The sequence below is a fragment of the Paenibacillus sp. FSL H7-0756 genome (assembly GCF_038006765.1).
Lineage (GTDB): Bacteria > Bacillota > Bacilli > Paenibacillales > Paenibacillaceae > Paenibacillus_AQ.
This window is the reverse complement of the sequence record NZ_JBBOVT010000002.1, coordinates 761,016-776,617: the sequence shown is the minus strand read 5'-3', so window position 1 is coordinate 776,617 and position 15,602 is coordinate 761,016. Positions and strand designations below refer to the sequence as shown.

At 56.1% G+C, this 15,602-nt stretch carries 16 protein-coding genes; all 16 read left to right on the top strand.

Going from position 1 to position 15,602, the window contains the following annotated elements:
* Position 1 precedes the first annotated feature (1 nt).
* The 16 genes from NST04_RS20215 to NST04_RS20140 all read left to right on the top strand — a co-directional run bounded on the left by NST04_RS20215 (position 2) and on the right by NST04_RS20140 (position 15,596).
* Positions 2 to 793 carry an enoyl-CoA hydratase-related protein gene (locus tag NST04_RS20215; protein WP_341185839.1) on the top strand — a complete coding sequence of 264 codons (792 nt, stop codon included), beginning with the start codon at positions 2 to 4 and terminating at the stop codon, positions 791 to 793.
* Between the two features lie 12 nt (positions 794 to 805).
* On the top strand, positions 806 to 991 hold the full coding sequence (locus tag NST04_RS20210; protein ID WP_341185838.1) for a hypothetical protein: 186 nt from the start codon (positions 806 to 808) through the stop codon (positions 989 to 991).
* A 13-nt stretch (positions 992 to 1,004) separates the two neighbouring features.
* Positions 1,005 to 1,412 (top strand): 4'-phosphopantetheinyl transferase family protein, encoded by a 408-nt coding sequence (locus tag NST04_RS20205; RefSeq protein ID WP_341185837.1) that lies wholly within the window; start codon positions 1,005 to 1,007, stop codon positions 1,410 to 1,412.
* 39 nt (positions 1,413 to 1,451) lie between these two features.
* A complete protein-coding gene (locus NST04_RS20200) occupies positions 1,452 to 1,964 on the top strand; it encodes a flavodoxin domain-containing protein (RefSeq protein WP_341185836.1) in 513 nt (170 codons plus the stop codon).
* Positions 1,961 to 2,728: an electron transfer flavoprotein subunit beta/FixA family protein gene (locus NST04_RS20195; RefSeq protein WP_341185835.1), complete on the top strand. Its 768-nt coding sequence runs from the start codon at positions 1,961 to 1,963 to the stop codon at positions 2,726 to 2,728. The genes NST04_RS20200 and NST04_RS20195 overlap by 4 nt, the downstream gene beginning before the upstream one ends.
* 64 nt (positions 2,729 to 2,792) lie before the next feature.
* Positions 2,793 to 3,818: an electron transfer flavoprotein subunit alpha/FixB family protein gene (locus tag NST04_RS20190; RefSeq protein WP_341185834.1), complete on the top strand. Its 1,026-nt coding sequence runs from the start codon at positions 2,793 to 2,795 to the stop codon at positions 3,816 to 3,818.
* Positions 3,819 to 3,822: 4 nt separating this feature from the next.
* Positions 3,823 to 4,101, top strand: coding sequence for an acyl carrier protein (locus NST04_RS20185; protein WP_341185833.1), 279 nt, complete (start codon positions 3,823 to 3,825; stop codon positions 4,099 to 4,101).
* An 11-nt stretch (positions 4,102 to 4,112) separates the two neighbouring features.
* Positions 4,113 to 5,192 (top strand): 3-oxoacyl-ACP synthase III family protein, encoded by a 1,080-nt coding sequence (locus tag NST04_RS20180; RefSeq protein WP_341185832.1) that lies wholly within the window; start codon positions 4,113 to 4,115, stop codon positions 5,190 to 5,192.
* A 16-nt stretch (positions 5,193 to 5,208) separates the two neighbouring features.
* Entirely contained in the window at positions 5,209 to 6,246 is a 1,038-nt protein-coding gene (locus NST04_RS20175; RefSeq protein ID WP_341185831.1) for a hypothetical protein, read from the top strand.
* Between the two features lie 20 nt (positions 6,247 to 6,266).
* Positions 6,267 to 7,898 carry a class I adenylate-forming enzyme family protein gene (locus tag NST04_RS20170; RefSeq protein ID WP_341185830.1) on the top strand — a complete coding sequence of 544 codons (1,632 nt, stop codon included), beginning with the start codon at positions 6,267 to 6,269 and terminating at the stop codon, positions 7,896 to 7,898.
* Positions 7,899 to 7,953: 55 nt separating this feature from the next.
* Positions 7,954 to 9,108: an acyl-CoA dehydrogenase family protein gene (locus NST04_RS20165; protein ID WP_341185829.1), complete on the top strand. Its 1,155-nt coding sequence runs from the start codon at positions 7,954 to 7,956 to the stop codon at positions 9,106 to 9,108.
* Positions 9,101 to 10,726, top strand: coding sequence for an amino acid adenylation domain-containing protein (locus tag NST04_RS20160; protein WP_341185828.1), 1,626 nt, complete (start codon positions 9,101 to 9,103; stop codon positions 10,724 to 10,726). The genes NST04_RS20165 and NST04_RS20160 overlap by 8 nt, the downstream gene beginning before the upstream one ends.
* A 27-nt stretch (positions 10,727 to 10,753) precedes the next feature.
* Entirely contained in the window at positions 10,754 to 11,023 is a 270-nt protein-coding gene (locus NST04_RS20155) for an acyl carrier protein (RefSeq protein WP_341185827.1), read from the top strand.
* Positions 11,024 to 11,028: 5 nt separating this feature from the next.
* The gene (locus NST04_RS20150; RefSeq protein WP_341185826.1) at positions 11,029 to 13,977 is read left to right on the top strand and encodes a non-ribosomal peptide synthetase; all 2,949 of its coding nucleotides are present in this window, start codon (positions 11,029 to 11,031) and stop codon (positions 13,975 to 13,977) included.
* 3 nt (positions 13,978 to 13,980) lie between these two features.
* Entirely contained in the window at positions 13,981 to 15,351 is a 1,371-nt protein-coding gene (locus NST04_RS20145; RefSeq protein ID WP_341185825.1) for a coproporphyrinogen-III oxidase family protein, read from the top strand.
* Positions 15,348 to 15,596, top strand: coding sequence for a phosphopantetheine-binding protein (locus tag NST04_RS20140; RefSeq protein ID WP_341021966.1), 249 nt, complete (start codon positions 15,348 to 15,350; stop codon positions 15,594 to 15,596). The genes NST04_RS20145 and NST04_RS20140 overlap by 4 nt, the downstream gene beginning before the upstream one ends.
* Positions 15,597 to 15,602 lie beyond the last annotated feature (6 nt).

Below are 15,602 nucleotides of genomic sequence, written 5' to 3'. Positions count from 1 at the left end.
CATGGTTATGGACTATCAAGCCATTGCCGTTAGCCACCTGGGCGATGGACTGTACAGCATCCGGCTGAGCCGTCCCGGGTCCAGGAATAGCCTGTCTGCCGTTCTTGTGTCCGAGCTGCTGGCTGCCTTGGGAAGACTTGAAGGGCTGGACGGCTGCAAAGCTATTGTTCTGGAAGGCACCGGCGGTTATTTCTGCACAGGGATGAACTTCCAGGCATTCGTGGATGGGGAGGCTGCCGGAGGAAGCGCTGATTCCGATGCCCCACACTCCGCAGACTTTATGCAGCTCTTGAAGAGGCTAGGCAATCTGTCCAGGATGGTGATTGCCAAAATTGACGGGCAGGTGCTTGCCGGCGGCATCGGACTTATGGCCGCCTGCGATTATGTCATCGCCACACCGCGCTCCACCTTCGCTCTGCCGGAGGCTATCTGGGGCCTCGTTCCCGCACTGGTGAGCCCTTATCTGATCCGCCGGACAGGCTACTGGCAGGCGTATAAGATGACGCTAACCACACTGCCATTGTCTGCGGAAGAAGCGCTGGGGTGCAGACTGGCTGATGAGGTGACCGATACCCCGGATGCTGCCGTCCAGCGGCTGTACCGGAGAATCAGCCGGATCTCGCCGCAGACGGTCCGGGAAATTAAGGGTTATTTCCGGGAGATGTGGATCATCAACGAGCGGATGGAGAAGGCTGCCGTGGCGGAGATCGACAAGCTGACCGCATCACCGGAGGTGAGGGAGAACATTCAGAATTATGTACGTTATCAAAGATTTCCTTGGGAGAAAGAATAGGGGTGCAGACAGGTGCAATATACAGCGTTCGCAAGGCAATATGAACAATTTCTCTCCGAGACGGTGAGAAGATGCCATCTGAAGCTGGAAGGACCGGAGGGAAGCTACGGGCTGAAGCTCAGCGTGGTCTCCTTGCCGCCGGAGGACGGTCCGCTGGACTATCTGAATACGGCGGATTACCATTACCCATTGCGATAAGCTGGGGGCCGCGGTGGATTACGATCCGCGTCTCATGGCGGGCGTCGATATCGAGCTGGTGGACGAGAAGGCCGTGGAGGGAATCAGAAGAATTACCAGTAAGCAGGAGGAGGAGCTGATCAAGGAATCCGGGCCTCTGCTTGCCCTCCCGAACTTTTTGACTCTGCTCTGGACGGCCAAGGAAGCGATGTCCAAGGTCATCCAGACCGGCTTCACCGTTCCCACTGAGCTGTTTGAAGTCAAATCATGCAGCCGCAGCGGACGGGGAGCCATCAGCCAGTTCAAGAATTTCACGCAATTCAAGGCAATATCTGTTCTGCGGGAGGAATATGTTTTTACCATTGTGCTGCCGGCCAAGGCGATGACTGATTCCTCGGAGGCCTTGCTGCTGCAATCCCTGCAGGAGCTGCTGCCGGACTAACCGGCAGACCATAACATTTACATTTTCAGGAGGTGCTGTATGAAAAGTCTTGTCCTTTACACGAGTGTCTATGGAAGCACGAAGCAATATGCGCAGTGGATCGCGGAGGAGCTTGGAGCCGATCTGGCAGACATCGGGAGCTTCGACATGAAGCAGGCAGACCGGTATGACACAGTGATCATAGGCACGTATGTCCGGGTCCAGAAGCTGGTCATCGCCGATTATCTGAAGAAGGTGTGGAATCAGCTGCAGGATAAGAAGGTCATCCTCTTCTCCGTCTCCAAGACGCCTGTACAGAGCGAAGCCACTGTCAAAAATTATACCAAAAGCATTCCTGAGAAAATCCGTGCCGGCCTTACGTATTTCCCGCTGGAAGGACGCTTTAACTTCGAAACGCTTGCCGATAAGGATAAAACCATGATGAAAGTCGGCCAGAAAATGACCCGGCTGTTCATGGGCAAGGAAATGGCGGAAGAAATGGTCCGGAACTGCGACGATGTGCGCAAAGAGAATATTTCGCCGATTCTCCGGGAATTGCGCCAGCCTTCATGAGCAGCGGAGCAGCCTTCCAAGCTACAGATAGATGGCATATCGCCGTCTGCGTCAAGCAGGTACAGACCGCAGGCTCCGGACTGGCGCTGAATCCGGCGGACGTCTTTGCCCTCGAAGAGGCCCTCCGGATCAGACAGCGCCTGGGCGGGAGCGTGACCGCGGTCAGCATGGGTGCGGAATCCGCAGCCAAGACCCTGCGGAGCTGTATCGCACTTGGAGCGGATCGGGGCGTGCTCCTGACCGACAAGCTGTTCGCGGGCGGAGATACACTGGCAACAGCGATTGTCCTCGCCCGGGGACTTCAGCTGCTGGGCCAGCCGGATCTGGTCCTGTGCGGCACGCACTCCATTGACGGGGAGACGGGTCAGGTCGGCCCCGCGCTGGCGGAGAAGCTGGGAGTGGCCCACACCACGCATGTGCAAGAGATTCTTGCACTGGAGGAACGCTTCATCATCTGCAAGCGGATGACGGAGAATGGTTCTGAAATCGTACAATTGGCACTCCCGGCCCTGATTACGGTGCACCAGGGCATCAACCAGCCGCGAATGGCTACCGTGAAGGGCATTCTGCAAGCGGGCCGCTCTGAAATTACAAGGCTGTCCGCCGCAGAGCTTAGTCTGGACAAGGCAGCCTGCGGGCTTGCAGGTTCCCCAACCCGGGTATTAGCTGTGCGTAATGCCGTTGAAGGGCTGGTGCAGCACACCGTCAGCGGCAAGAGCCTTCAGGAGCAGATCCAGGAGGTCGCCCGGCTCGTCCTTGGCTAAGGATGCTCTAGTCGCGGAACCCCGCTGTATATCTTCGCTACATTCATTAGGATAGGAGGCAGCCATGCCGAATCAGTGCCTGCGGGCCAGAGAATACGAAGGCATCATGATTGCCTGTGAATACAATGACGGAATACTCCATCCGGCCGCTTACGAGCTGCTGGGCTGCGCCCGTGAGCTGGCTGCGAAGCTGCAGACAGATATTGCCGTGGTGCTAACCGGCAGCGGAGCCGAAGCAGATGCAGACTCCTGTATCCGCCATGGCGCAGATACCGTCTATATACTGGATCAGACCGTCCTAAGTCCGGTTAATGAGGAGCTTCATACTGCTCTGCTGTATCAGCTGGTGATGGACAGGAAGCCGGAAATTCTGTTATTCTCCTCCACCATACATAGTAAATCCATCGCGGCCACACTGGCCTCCAGATTGAACACCGGCTTAACCGCAGACTGCACCGGGCTGGATATTGATCCGGCCCAGCGCATGCTGCTGCAGATCCGTCCCGCCCGGGAAGGGACGCTGATGGCCACCATCTACTGTCCGGAGGCCAGACCGCAAATGGCTACCATCCGCCCTGGAGCCATGCTTCCCGCGCCGCCGGGTCCGCACCGGACGGGCCAGATCATCCGTCCGCAGCTCAAGCTTCCGCAGGCGCTCCGCACCTCCGTCCTTGAGGTAATCAGCAGCCGTGAAGCTGCTGATTCCTCCTCTGCTCCGGGTATCATCGTTGCCGCCGGGCGCGGCGTGTGCAGCAAGGAGGGCGTGGAGCTGGTCCGGGAACTCGCCGCATGTCTGGGTGCAGAGCTTGGTGCTACCCGGCCCGTAATTGACCAAGGCTGGCTGGACTATTCCCGGCAGATCGGCTTAACCGGCCGGAATGTCAGCGGACGGATCTATCTCGCTGTCGGCATATCAGGAGCCGTTCAGCACACCGTGGGCATCCGCAGAATGGACACGGTCATTGCCATCAACAAGGACCGGAACGCGCCGATTCTGGGACTGGCTGCCCACGGTATTGTGGCCGATCTGTTCGAGGCCGTCCCTCTCCTGATTGACCAGGTTAGACACAATATGACAACAGGCAGGTGAGCATATGCAAGAGCGGATAAGCTTTACACAGTTTCAGCAGATTTTCGCCGGGTATTTGGGAATTGAGTCCTCCAGACTGACCCCGGAGGTCAATCTGCTGCTGGAGCTGGGGATCGATTCTTTATCCTTAGTGAACGCGATGCTAAGACTCGAGAGAGAGTATCAGGTCATGTTCAATCCCGAAGACCGCGTGATGACCCGCACACTGGGCGAAGCTTACGATCGTTTCAATTACTATAGAAGCCTGGGCGGGGACCTGCAGACCGGCAGTCTATCATCTTAATGGAGAGGAATATGACCATGTTGAATCTGTCTATACGCGCCTTATCCTATTACATCCCTAAGGGGCGCATGAACAACGGGGAGATTGTAGAATGGTTCGCGGAGAATTATTGTCAGGAGCTGGCCAAGGATGATCTGGAGCAGCTCGTGTACGGCAGTAAGCGCAAGCTTGATTTCCTGGAGATCGAGACCCGCTCCTGCTCTGTGGACTACAGGGAAGACGGCTCGGTGCAGATGGCCGTGAAGGTTGCACAGGAAGCGATCGGCAAAGCGGGAATCCCGGCAAGCGAAGTGGACTTACTGCTGTTCGTGGGTGTCTGCAATCCGTTCCGTGAGCCGTCGTATGCCATGATTCTCGCACATGAGCTGGGGATGAGCCGGAGCAATTATTATGACATCAACGATACCTGTAACGGATTCCTCAAAGCGATGGAGCTGTCCAGTCTATACATATCTTCCGGCAAATACCGCAATATTCTCGTGGTGACCAGTGAGAATCCGCTGGAGCTGCTGGAGGCTTCCAATTACGCAGGCAAGGTCAGCAGCCTTGCAGACGCGGATTACAAAATGAATCTGCTGTTCGCCGGGGCAGGCGCCGCCGCGATGCTGCTGGGTGCCGATCATGGCGAACGATCCATCCGGTATTACGGGGAGCAGCGGAATCATGAGGATTGGGATCTGTCCCTCTATGTGTCGCCCAAAATCCATATGCCCGTACCAAGCTTCGCGGAGATGGATTTCATGAGCCGGTCGGACGGCCGCGGGATTGCCGCCAAGGTCATCCGCGATATGCCGGGCTTCGTTGAAGAATTCCTGGACGGGCACGGGCTGAGTAAGGACAGCATCGATTATATCTTCTCCCACCAGCTGGGCCGCAATATTACCAATTCACTGCTGAATAAGCTGGAGGTGCGGTCAGATAAGGTTTTCCCCGTCAATACGTTTCCCCTGAACGGCAACATGGGCAGCACTAATATCCCTGCGGGCCTGGCTATAGGCGAAGAGCAGGGGCTGCTGCATAAGGGAGATTCCATTCTGCTGTTGGGCAGTGCATGCGGCTTAACGTATGCAGCGGCGTATCTCACATGGTAAGGGAGGGTGGAGAACGATGAAGACTGCGAATTTCCCCGTCCCTAAGCTGATTGTAAGAGAACCGCTCGACCTGGAGATTATCCGCAAAAGAGTTGCTTACGGCAACTATTCCTGCACGGATAAGCTTGTGCCCATGATCCGGGCGCGGGGTACGAATCTCCAGAGGCAGGAGGACGGGAATCTGCGTATCATCGGCTGGCAGCGGGATATTACCCGTATGCGTAAGCAGGATGTCTCCCTGTCGTTCATGATCCATCTGACGGTAAGCCCGGAAGGGCTGATTCTGGAAGCGGCGGTGGACGAGCTTTTTAACGGCGGGAAGGGTGTATTGTGTTCCAGAGAGTATCTGGAGCGGAAGCTGAAGGCAGAGCTGGAAGGGGAGCGGTTCGACAGGAAGCTCGCCGCCAGGCTGAGGTTTGACCGGTTTAAGTGCTTTCATATTTTTGAGATTATGAGCGGGATTTACAGCTCCTACTTCATGTATAGGCAGCAGATGGAGGAAGGAGGCTCCGGTGCATTATTTTACGAAGAGGATATTGTGGATATTTATGCTGCGGACGGCAATCTGTACTTAACCGGGCTTCAGGCATTCAGCGGAAAAGAGGAGCTGTCGTACACGGTGGTCCTATATGATGTGTTCAATCATATCACCTTCGACCAGGAGGGGTATATGAAGCTGAAATCACCGGTTCTGGCCGAATTCTATCTGAATGGAGAGCTGATCCACACGGATGAGATCTATCAGAAGGAGAATGACTATATTTTCATCCGTATGCAGAAGTTCCTGTTCGTCTGTGTGGAGAAATTGAAGGCGGAGCTGTTCCCGGACTACGCGGACAAGATGATGAATACCAACCTCGCCCCCGGCGCGTTCATCGGGATTATCATGCAGGCCATCGGCATCCGTTCATTCTCGAACAATTTCAATTATATCCAGTATATTATGACGGCTATGCAGCGACCCCGCAAACGGCCGGGCTGTATCGGCGCCATTCTGAACGAGGAAGAGGCCGCGCAGCATTTCGAAGGCTTTGATCTATCCTATCTGGACTGATAAAGGAGACAGGTACACCAATGATCCATTATGAACGTTTAACCATTGATTGCGTACTGGACACGTTGCAGCGGGATTACCCCGGCAAGCCTGCCGTGGTGTTCGAGCAGGAGACTGTAACCTTCGCGCAGTTGTATGATTATGCCGCCACGATCGCCGGCAATTTGCTGGACCTCGGCATCCGGAAGAATGACAAGGTAGCCGTACTGCTGCCTAACAGTCTGGAATATCTGTATCTCTACTTCGCCCTGTTCCGGATCGGCGCATGGATCGTTCCCGTCAGCACGCGTTATGAGCCGGATGAGATCAGGCGGATTCTGGAGGATTCCGATGCGGAGACGATCATTTATCAGGACCGGCTGGGCATTTTTAATTATGAAGAGATTCTGTTGAAGGAGCTTCGTCCCCGGCTGCCGGCTATCCGCAATTATATTGTGCTGGGCGATGAGCCTCAGGCAGGCAGTCTGCCGTTCTCCGAACTGCTGAGCCCGCTGACCGTTCCGCTGAATAATAGGCCGCTTGAACCTGTTGAGCCTGACGATATTGCGATTCTGGGATACACCTCAGGAACCACCGGCCACCCCAAGGGTGTGATGATCACTCACCGCAATCTGGTGGCTACCTCTTATTACGGCGGACAATTGCTGGATATCCGGGAGGATATCGGCTTTTCGATTGCTCCCCTCTATGCGGCACAGGGCTTCAATGCCGTGCTGGTCTACTTCGTCTCCTGTATTACGATGAAATGGATCACCAACTTCAACCCCAATGATATTCTGAGCCATGTCGCCAAAAACGGAATTAACCTCTTTCACACCCAGCCGACGATGTGGAGCCTGATTCTGGCCATGCCCTACTGCAAGCCGGGGCTGTTCCGCGAGCTGCGCAAGGTCGTGGTCTCCGGTTCGTTGTGCACCCCTTATCTGGCCCGCTCCATCGAGGAGACCACCCAATGTACGCTGATTAATGCCTACGGCATTATTGAAGCTACCGGTCTGGTCACCATGACGCGCCTGGATGATCCGCCGGATGTCCGGCTGCACACCGTGGGCAGGCCGATTGAAGGCTTCGAGGCCAAGATTGTGGACCGGGACCGCAAGGAGCTGCCGAAGGGTGAGATCGGCGAGCTGGCCATCCGGGGCTATCTGATGAAGGGCTACTATAAGAATGAGGCTAAGACACGTGAGGTGATCGATGAGGAAGGATGGCTGTACACCGGGGATCTGGCTTGTTATTACAAGGATGGCGTCAACCTTTGTATTGCCGGACGGATCAAAGATATGGTCATCCGCGGCGGCTTCAATGTCTATCCGGTAGATATTGAAGAATGTGTACTGCACATGGACAAGGTGGAGGATGTGTCGGTAGTCGGGGAGCCGGATGAGATTCTGGGCGAGGCGCTTGCTGCTTTTGTCATCCCGAGGCCCGGAGTCCTGCTGACCGAAGGCGAAGTCAAGGCCTACTGCCGCGGCAAAATCGCCAACTACAAGGTACCCGACCGGGTGCACCTCGTCTCCCAGCTGCCGGTGCTGGAATCCGGCAAGGTGCAGAAGAATGTCCTCAGAAGGTGGGCCGTGGAGGGAATTCCGGCGGAAAGCCAATTTCTGCTGAATGACGTCATCGTCAGAGGCATGGGTGGAGAGAACCTGTAACATTACCTTGTATTCATTGTATGTTCATAAATCTCAGGGTTGAGGGGCGCTTAATGTGGATTTCAGCTATACCGAGGAGCAGCGGCAGATCTGCAGTCTGATGGAGGAATGCAGCGGGCGATATTTGAACGACGGAGTATATGAGGATGATGAGCATGGCACCTTCCGCAGGGATAAATGGTCCAGAATCGCCGATACCGGCTTGCTTGGACTTCCCTTCCCGGAGCGTTACGGCGGCGCAGAGCAGGGGATGCTGACTACGGCACTGGCGGTGTACTCACTGGCGCGGCACTGCCATGACGAAGGCCTGGTGTTCTCGGTATGCGCCCAGATGTCGGCGGCACAGGTGCCGCTCTGGGTGTATGGTAATGGGGAACAGCAGACAAGCTATCTGGCCCCGCTGATCGGCGGCAGATTCATCGGCAGCAGCGTCATTACAGAGCCGGGGGCCGGGTCCGACTCTTCTGCCATGACCACCTCGGTCGAGAAGCTTGCGGACGGGTATCTGCTGAATGGCGTCAAGACCTTTGCCACACTGGCCCCGGAAGCCGATATTCTGCTGGTGTACGGCAAGCATGCGAACGGATTGCCCATGCTGGATGTGTCTGCTTTTATTCTGGAGGCACAGCAGGAGGAATACAGGATAGGACAAGTCTTCGGCAAAATGGGTCTGCGGACCAGTCCGATGAGTGAGGTTCTGCTGAACCACACCCGCATTCCGGCTGACAGACTGCTGGGACGGGAGCGTCAGGGGATGGGCATCTTCTTCAAGGCAATGCTGTGGGAGCGGATTATCGTCAGTGCTTATCATGCCGGAGCCATGGAACAGCAGTATGAACAGACGTATCATTATGCAAGCAAGAGGAAGCAGTTCGGACAAGCTATTCTCTCCTTCGAAGGGGTCTATGACAAGCTGGTCCAGATGCGGCTCCGGCTGGAAACGGGCAGGCTAATGCTGTACAAGGTATGCGCCGACTTCGATCAGGGACGCTGCGGGATGCACAGTGCTTCTATGCTGAAGCTGCATACCTCCGAATCCAAGGTGCAGAACAGCCTGGCGGCTGTACAGATTTGGGGGGCTTACGGATATGTGAAGGAGAGTGCCCCGGAGAAGCAGATGCGGGATTCACTGGCCTCCAAGCTGTACTCCGGGACGAGTGAGATGCAGAAGAGAATCATGCTGGAAGGTCTGGGGGAAGGGTATGAGTGATTTCCTGCTTCAGCATTACCTGATCTGCAGCGCCGAACGCTGCCCGGAGCGGACGGCATTGTATCATGAAGGCCGGGAGCTGACCTATGGCGGTCTCTACCGTCGCAGTCTGCAGATTTCCGATGCACTGATCTCCGCGGGTATGCTGCCGGGGGAGACTGCTGCAATCTGTCTGGACAAGTCTCCGCAGGCGATATGTGCCATGTTCGGCGTGCTGTTCACCGCAGGAGCATATATTCCGCTGGATACGACCTATTCTCCTGTTCAGCGGATGCTGGCCATCCTGGAGAGCAGCGGGACACAGTACCTGATTACGGAGCGCACGAATCTGAAAAAGCTGTTGAAGGAGGCAGACTCCGGGCAAGCAGAACATTTAAGATCGCTGCATGTGCTGCTCCTGGATGAGAAGAAGGCAGAGTCAGAGGATGACAATGAAGATGGAGCGTATGACTGCAAAGCCGTTCATGTGGAGACAGGGCAGCCGCTGCGTGACCTGCAGAGCGGCAGAAGGCCGCCGATCAGCGAGGATCTGGCCTATATTCTATACACTTCAGGCTCCACTGGAGTGCCTAAGGGAGTGATGATTACCCATCTCAATGCCAGAACATTCATTGACTGGTGCTGCAGCTACTTCAAGCCGGAAGAGCAAGACCGCTTCTCAGCGGTAGCGCCTTTTCATTTCGACCTGGCGGTCTTCGATATCTTCGTGCCGGTTGCCGTGGGGGCGACTCTGATCCTGCTGGGCACTGAGGTCATTCAGCATCCGTCACGCTTCCTTGCCGCAGTCAGGCAAGAGCGGATTAGCTGGATCTACACCGTACCTTCCCTGTGGAATGCCGTAGTCAAATATGCCCGGTTCCCCGAAGGCGGTCTGCCTTCGCTGCGCGGCGTACTGTTCGCGGGAGAGGTTCTTCAGCCGAAGCTGCTGCTGCGGATGATGGAGCTGCTGCCGCGTGCAGATTTCTACAATTTATACGGACTAATAGAGACCAATGTCTGTACCTGTTATCCGCTGACGGCTCAACAGATTATACGGGATGCCCCGGTGCCGATTGGTTATCCCTGCGGGAATACCGGTGTGGTGGTAATCACCGCTGACGGCCGCCTTGCAAGCAGCGGTGAAGAGGGGGAGATCTGTGTCAGAGGCTCCATCGTTATGAAGGGATACTATCGTAATCCACAGCTTACAGAGCAGAGCTTCCGCCGGGTTCCCCCGGAGTGGGGGCTTGGGGACAGGCTCTATTGTACCGGGGATATGGCTACAGTGGACGAAGACGGCGCACTGGTCCTGATTGGACGCCGGGACGCTATGATCAAGCGCTCAGGCTTCCGGGTTGAGCTGCCGGAGATTGAGCGCGTGCTGCATGAGCTGGAGATGATCCTTCATGCCATAGTTGTTGATATCCCCGACAGCGAAGGCTATCCGCTGATCTGTGCCGCAGTGATCGTGCAGGATGCAGGCAGCTTCACTGTTCTCGGGCTGAAGCAGGCGGTCGGCAAGCGGCTGCCGGGCTATATGGTTCCCGATCTGGTTCATGTATATGACTGCTTCCCGGCCGGGGGCAGCGGCAAGGTGGACCGGCAGCAATTGAAGCTTGAATTCAGCAGGCGGCTGTGATGGACGAAGAGAGAGGAGAAGATGCAGATGCAGAACATGCTGTATGAGATTATCGCTGGCGTATGCTATTTCGATCAGGAGGAGCTGCATCCGGGCTTATCGATTGCCGACGATCTGGCCATTACCTCGGTGATGATCGTGGAGTACATCGCCATAGTAGAGAGAAGGCTTGGCATTAATCTGGAGAAGCATGTGGACGAGCTGCTGGGCTGCGAGACGCTGGGCGGACTGACCGGGCTTACGGAAGAGCTGGGCCGGGAGCAGTCTGCGCCGGACACAATGCACACGGGGAGGTAATCGTGATGACGGAATCCCGCTGCGGCCGTTCTTCTGCTAATGCTGCCACACTGCATGAATGCTTCGAGCTTCAGGCAGCCCGGCAGCCGGGACAGACTGCCATCGTTACAGCAGGAGAGTCTATGAGTTACGGGGAGCTGAACCGGCAGGCCAACCGCCTGGCGCATAATCTGATTGCCCGGGGTATCCGGCCGAATGACCATGTCGGGGTTATTGTGAACCGGAATAAGCATCTGATTGTGGCCCTCTTGGCTGTGCTAAAAAGCGGGGCCGCATATGTACCGTTAGATCCCCGTTACCCGGACAGCCGCAAAAATTATATTTTGCAGCACTCGGGGGCGGTTGCCGCGATCTGTGAAAACGGAGAACCGCTGGATGTGCCCGTTCAATTCACCCTGGGAGCTGCTGACCTTACGGCAGATTCGGCAGATTCCCCCTCTTCCGATGATAATCCCGGTCTCCCGGTTCAGGGAAGGGATCTGGCCTATATCATGTACACCTCCGGATCGACCGGTATGCCTAAGGGTGTGATGATTGAGCACCGTTCTGCCGTTAACCTGATTGGCTGGGTGAACCGTGAGCTCCATATGTCCAGCAGGGACAAGGGATTATGTGTAACCTCGGTATGCTTCGATCTGTCCGTATATGATATCTTCGGCCTCCTGGCCGCTGGCGGCATGATTGTCCTGTGTGCGGAGTCGGAAATTACCAGTCCTGCCGACCTTATCCGCATCCTGCTGGAACAGGGAATTACGTTCTGGAACTCTGTGCCTGCGACCCTGCAATATCTGATCAGGCATGCGTCGGAGCAGCTGCCGGATTTCACCCAAATGCAGCTGCAGCATATCTTCCTGAGCGGAGACTGGATTCCCCTGGAGCTGGCACGGAGCTATTCCCGTTACTTCCCCCGGGCCAAGCTGACCGCACTCGGCGGAGCTACGGAGGCTGCGGTCTGGTCCATCTATCATCATGTTGCTGAGGTCTGCGGGAACTGGACGAGCATTCCCTACGGCCTGCCGGTTGAGCAGAATGTCTGGTACATTCTCGATGATTCCGGGCAGCCGGTGGACGCGGGCGAGACCGGGGAGCTATACATCGGAGGGATCGGGGTGGCGCGCGGTTACATCAATGACCCGGACAAAAGCGCACGGGCCTTCCTGCCCGATCCCTTCGGCAACCCTGGAGCGGACCGGATATACAGGACAGGCGATCTGGGCCGGATGAGAGAAGATGGGATGATCGAATTCCTCGGCCGCCGTGACGATCAGGTGAAGATTCGCGGTTACCGCGTCGAGACGAAGGAGGTGGAGAAGCGGCTGCTGGACTATCCGGGAATCCGGGATGCAATCGTTACGGCCAGGAGCCAGGGTTCGGGGGAGAAACATCTATGCGCCTATCTGACTGCAAGCCAGCCAGACATTCAAGTCACTGCGCTCAAGCAGCATTTGGCTGAGCACCTGCCCGTCTACATGATTCCGTCCATATTCGTCCGGGTGGAGCAGCTCCCGTTGAATGCCAACGGCAAGGTGGATAAAAAACAACTGCCCGAGGTCACCCTGAATGCTATGCTCACGGACAGTGTATACATTCCCTGTACCACTCCGCTGCAGCAGTCCATCCGCCAGGCCTGGGAGACGGTGCTGGAGCTGAAGGAGCCTGGCCTGCACCATGATTTCTTCGAAATCGGCGGCAACTCGGTTGAAGCTGTCGCGCTGCACAGCGAGCTTGCTGCAAGAGGCATAACTCTTGCGTATGAAGATCTGCTGAGCAGCTCTACTATCGGAGCGCAGGCTATGCTTGTTGAGGGGGGACTTGCCGTGTATACCACGGCTGCTGCAAGCCTTAGGAGTGACGCTTACCGTAAAGAGGCAGCGGCTGGCGCCAGCTTCCCGGAGCAGAGCAACGTCCCGGGAAGCCCGATAATACCGGCACCCTCCATCCAGGTATGCCGCGCTGCCCAGCCGCAGCCTTTTAACGACCTATATTACAAAAGCTGTCTCTATAACTCACTGTTCCCTGTGCTGAACGTCTTCGGCAGAAACCTGAATACATTTCTGTGCAGCGATATATATGTATATCGCCTGGAGGGTTCTGAGGCCGGACCGTCGTCCATCTCTGCGGTCTGTCTTGAATCCGCCACACCCGAGGCGCTGCTGGAGCAGTTGCAGCTTACCGTCAGGTACGAGACCCCGCTGGAAGGGAAGGCGCTGAAGCAGAGGCTTATTGCGGGACTTGAGCGGCAGAGCCTGTTCATTCTGTGGGTGGACAGCTTCTATGAGCCGGCCCGCAGGGACACCTACCGGAAGAAGCATCTTGCCCATACGCTGCTGGTCTATGGCTTCAAAGAGTTGCAGGATCAGTTCCTTGTGCTGGAGCACAGCCATAAGGATGCGTTGAACTACAGGGAACGGATGCTTACAGCAGGCGATCTGCTGAATGGTTGCCAAGGCTATCTCCAGCATCTCATGCTGCCGGAGCAGACATACACGCAGATGGAATTCCCGCGTGACCAGCAGCCTTATCTTTATTATAAGCAGCCCGATATCTGTAAACTCCGCAGCCTGTACCGCACCTGCCAGGATGACTTAGCCGGAGGTATCGCGGCCTTGTCTGTCTTCCTTGCAGATTATGCCGCTCTACCGGGGAATCCCGAAGAGCCGCATACCCGGCGGCTGATCGCCGGTCTGAATACCATCATTGATTTCAAGCGGGCGGAGCAGTACCGGCTGGAGCGTCTGTTCACAGATCAACCCGCCGTTGTCTCCATAGCGGGCGGGATTATCCGCGCATGGCTGGATATCCGCAGCGATCTCATCCGCTGGAGTAAGGGTATTCAACTGCCGGAAGACTGGCGGATTGCCCATGAACAGCTGCTGAAGGATATCATGCACAAGGAAGAGGAGCTTATAGTGAGACTGTGCAGCCCGGCAAGAACGGGCAAGGAGGGAGCTTAGAACGTGAAATTGGCCACTGAGCATCAACTGCATTATCTGTCACAGAAGTACAACGAATATAATCTGCCGATGTATCTGAGCTATCCCGTGGACAGCCACTGGCGCCAGCCTGCGGATGAATCCGCCATCGCCCTTACCCTTAATGAACTGGAGGAGGCACAGGTCTATGTACATATCCCGTTCTGCAAATCCATCTGCTATTATTGCTGCTGTGACCGGGTGCTGGGCGGCAGAGAGGAAGATCAGGATCTCTATATCGGTGCGTTGGAGCAGGAGCTGGAACTTAAGCTGGCAGGCCGCAGCCGGAAGCTGAAGTCCGGCAATATCCACTGGGGCGGCGGAACACCGGCTTATCTGAATGAACGGCAGATCGAACGGCTGTACGGGAGTCTGAACCGGTATGTGGAGCCGCTGGAGAACGCCAGAGTGAAGCTGGAGGCCTACCCGGACAAGCAGATTGTAAGTGAAGGGAAGCTGCGGCTGCTGAAGGCGCTGGGCTTCAATTATATCAGCTTCGGTGTTCAGGATTTCGACACCCGGGTCCTGAATGCCATTCACCGGGAATGCGATCTGGAAGAGACACGGGAGATTATAGGAATTGCCCGCAGCAAGGGCTTCACGGTGAATGTGGATCTGTGCTACGGCTTGCCCTATCAGGGTCTTGGAGAGTTCGAGCGCACACTGCGGGAGATTGTCAAGATCGCTCCGGACAAAATTGTGGCCTTCCCGTACGCCCATTATCCGGCCATCTATCCGCTGCAGCGCAAAATCCCGCTGCTCAGCCTGCCCAATCCTTACATGGTAGCCCGTCTTTTCGAGCTGGCCCGGGAGGCGCTGTCGCCGGATTATACCATGATGGGCAGCGATACCTTCATCCGCAATACCGGAAGAGAACGGCATCCGGGACCGCAGGTGGTCAGGGATTTCATGGGTTCCTCGGAGATTGGCAGCCCGGAGCTGCTGGGACTGGGCAAGTCGGCCGTCAGCAAGACCGGCAGACTCTATTATAAGAACACCACGGCTATGGACCGTTACCGCTCAGCGCTGGATCAGGGCAGACTCCCTGTAGAGACCGGCAGAACCCATCAGATGTCGGAGGATGACCTGGTTCGTGCTGAGCTTATCCTGCAGCGGCTCCTCGGCGGCATGTCCATCGACAAAGAGGCGTTCACTTCCAGCTGCGGCGCGGATTTCGACACTTACTTCCAGCAGGAAATTATTCAGCTTCGTGCCATGGAGCGGGACGGGCTTCTGGAAGGGGTAGATTCTCCGCTGATTCAGGTCACACCAAGCGGTACCTATTTCATCCGGGCGATTGCCCATGTTTTTGATCCCTATTACAAATCCCCCAGTATTGGAGAAAACAGTATATGAAAATCACAGAACAAGTTACAATGATCGTAGCGGGTCTGACCCGCGTTCCTGCTGTGGAGCTGCGCCCGGACACTGATATCTTCGAGTCCCGGCTGCTGAGCTCTCTGGGTCTGCTTGACCTGGTGGACAGACTGGAGCGCGAATTCAAGATCATTATTCTGCCCGAGGAACTGATACATGAACACTTCGCAAGCATCGGCACGATCATCGGGTTTGTCGGCCATAAGCTCGCGGAGGCTTCATAACAGGGA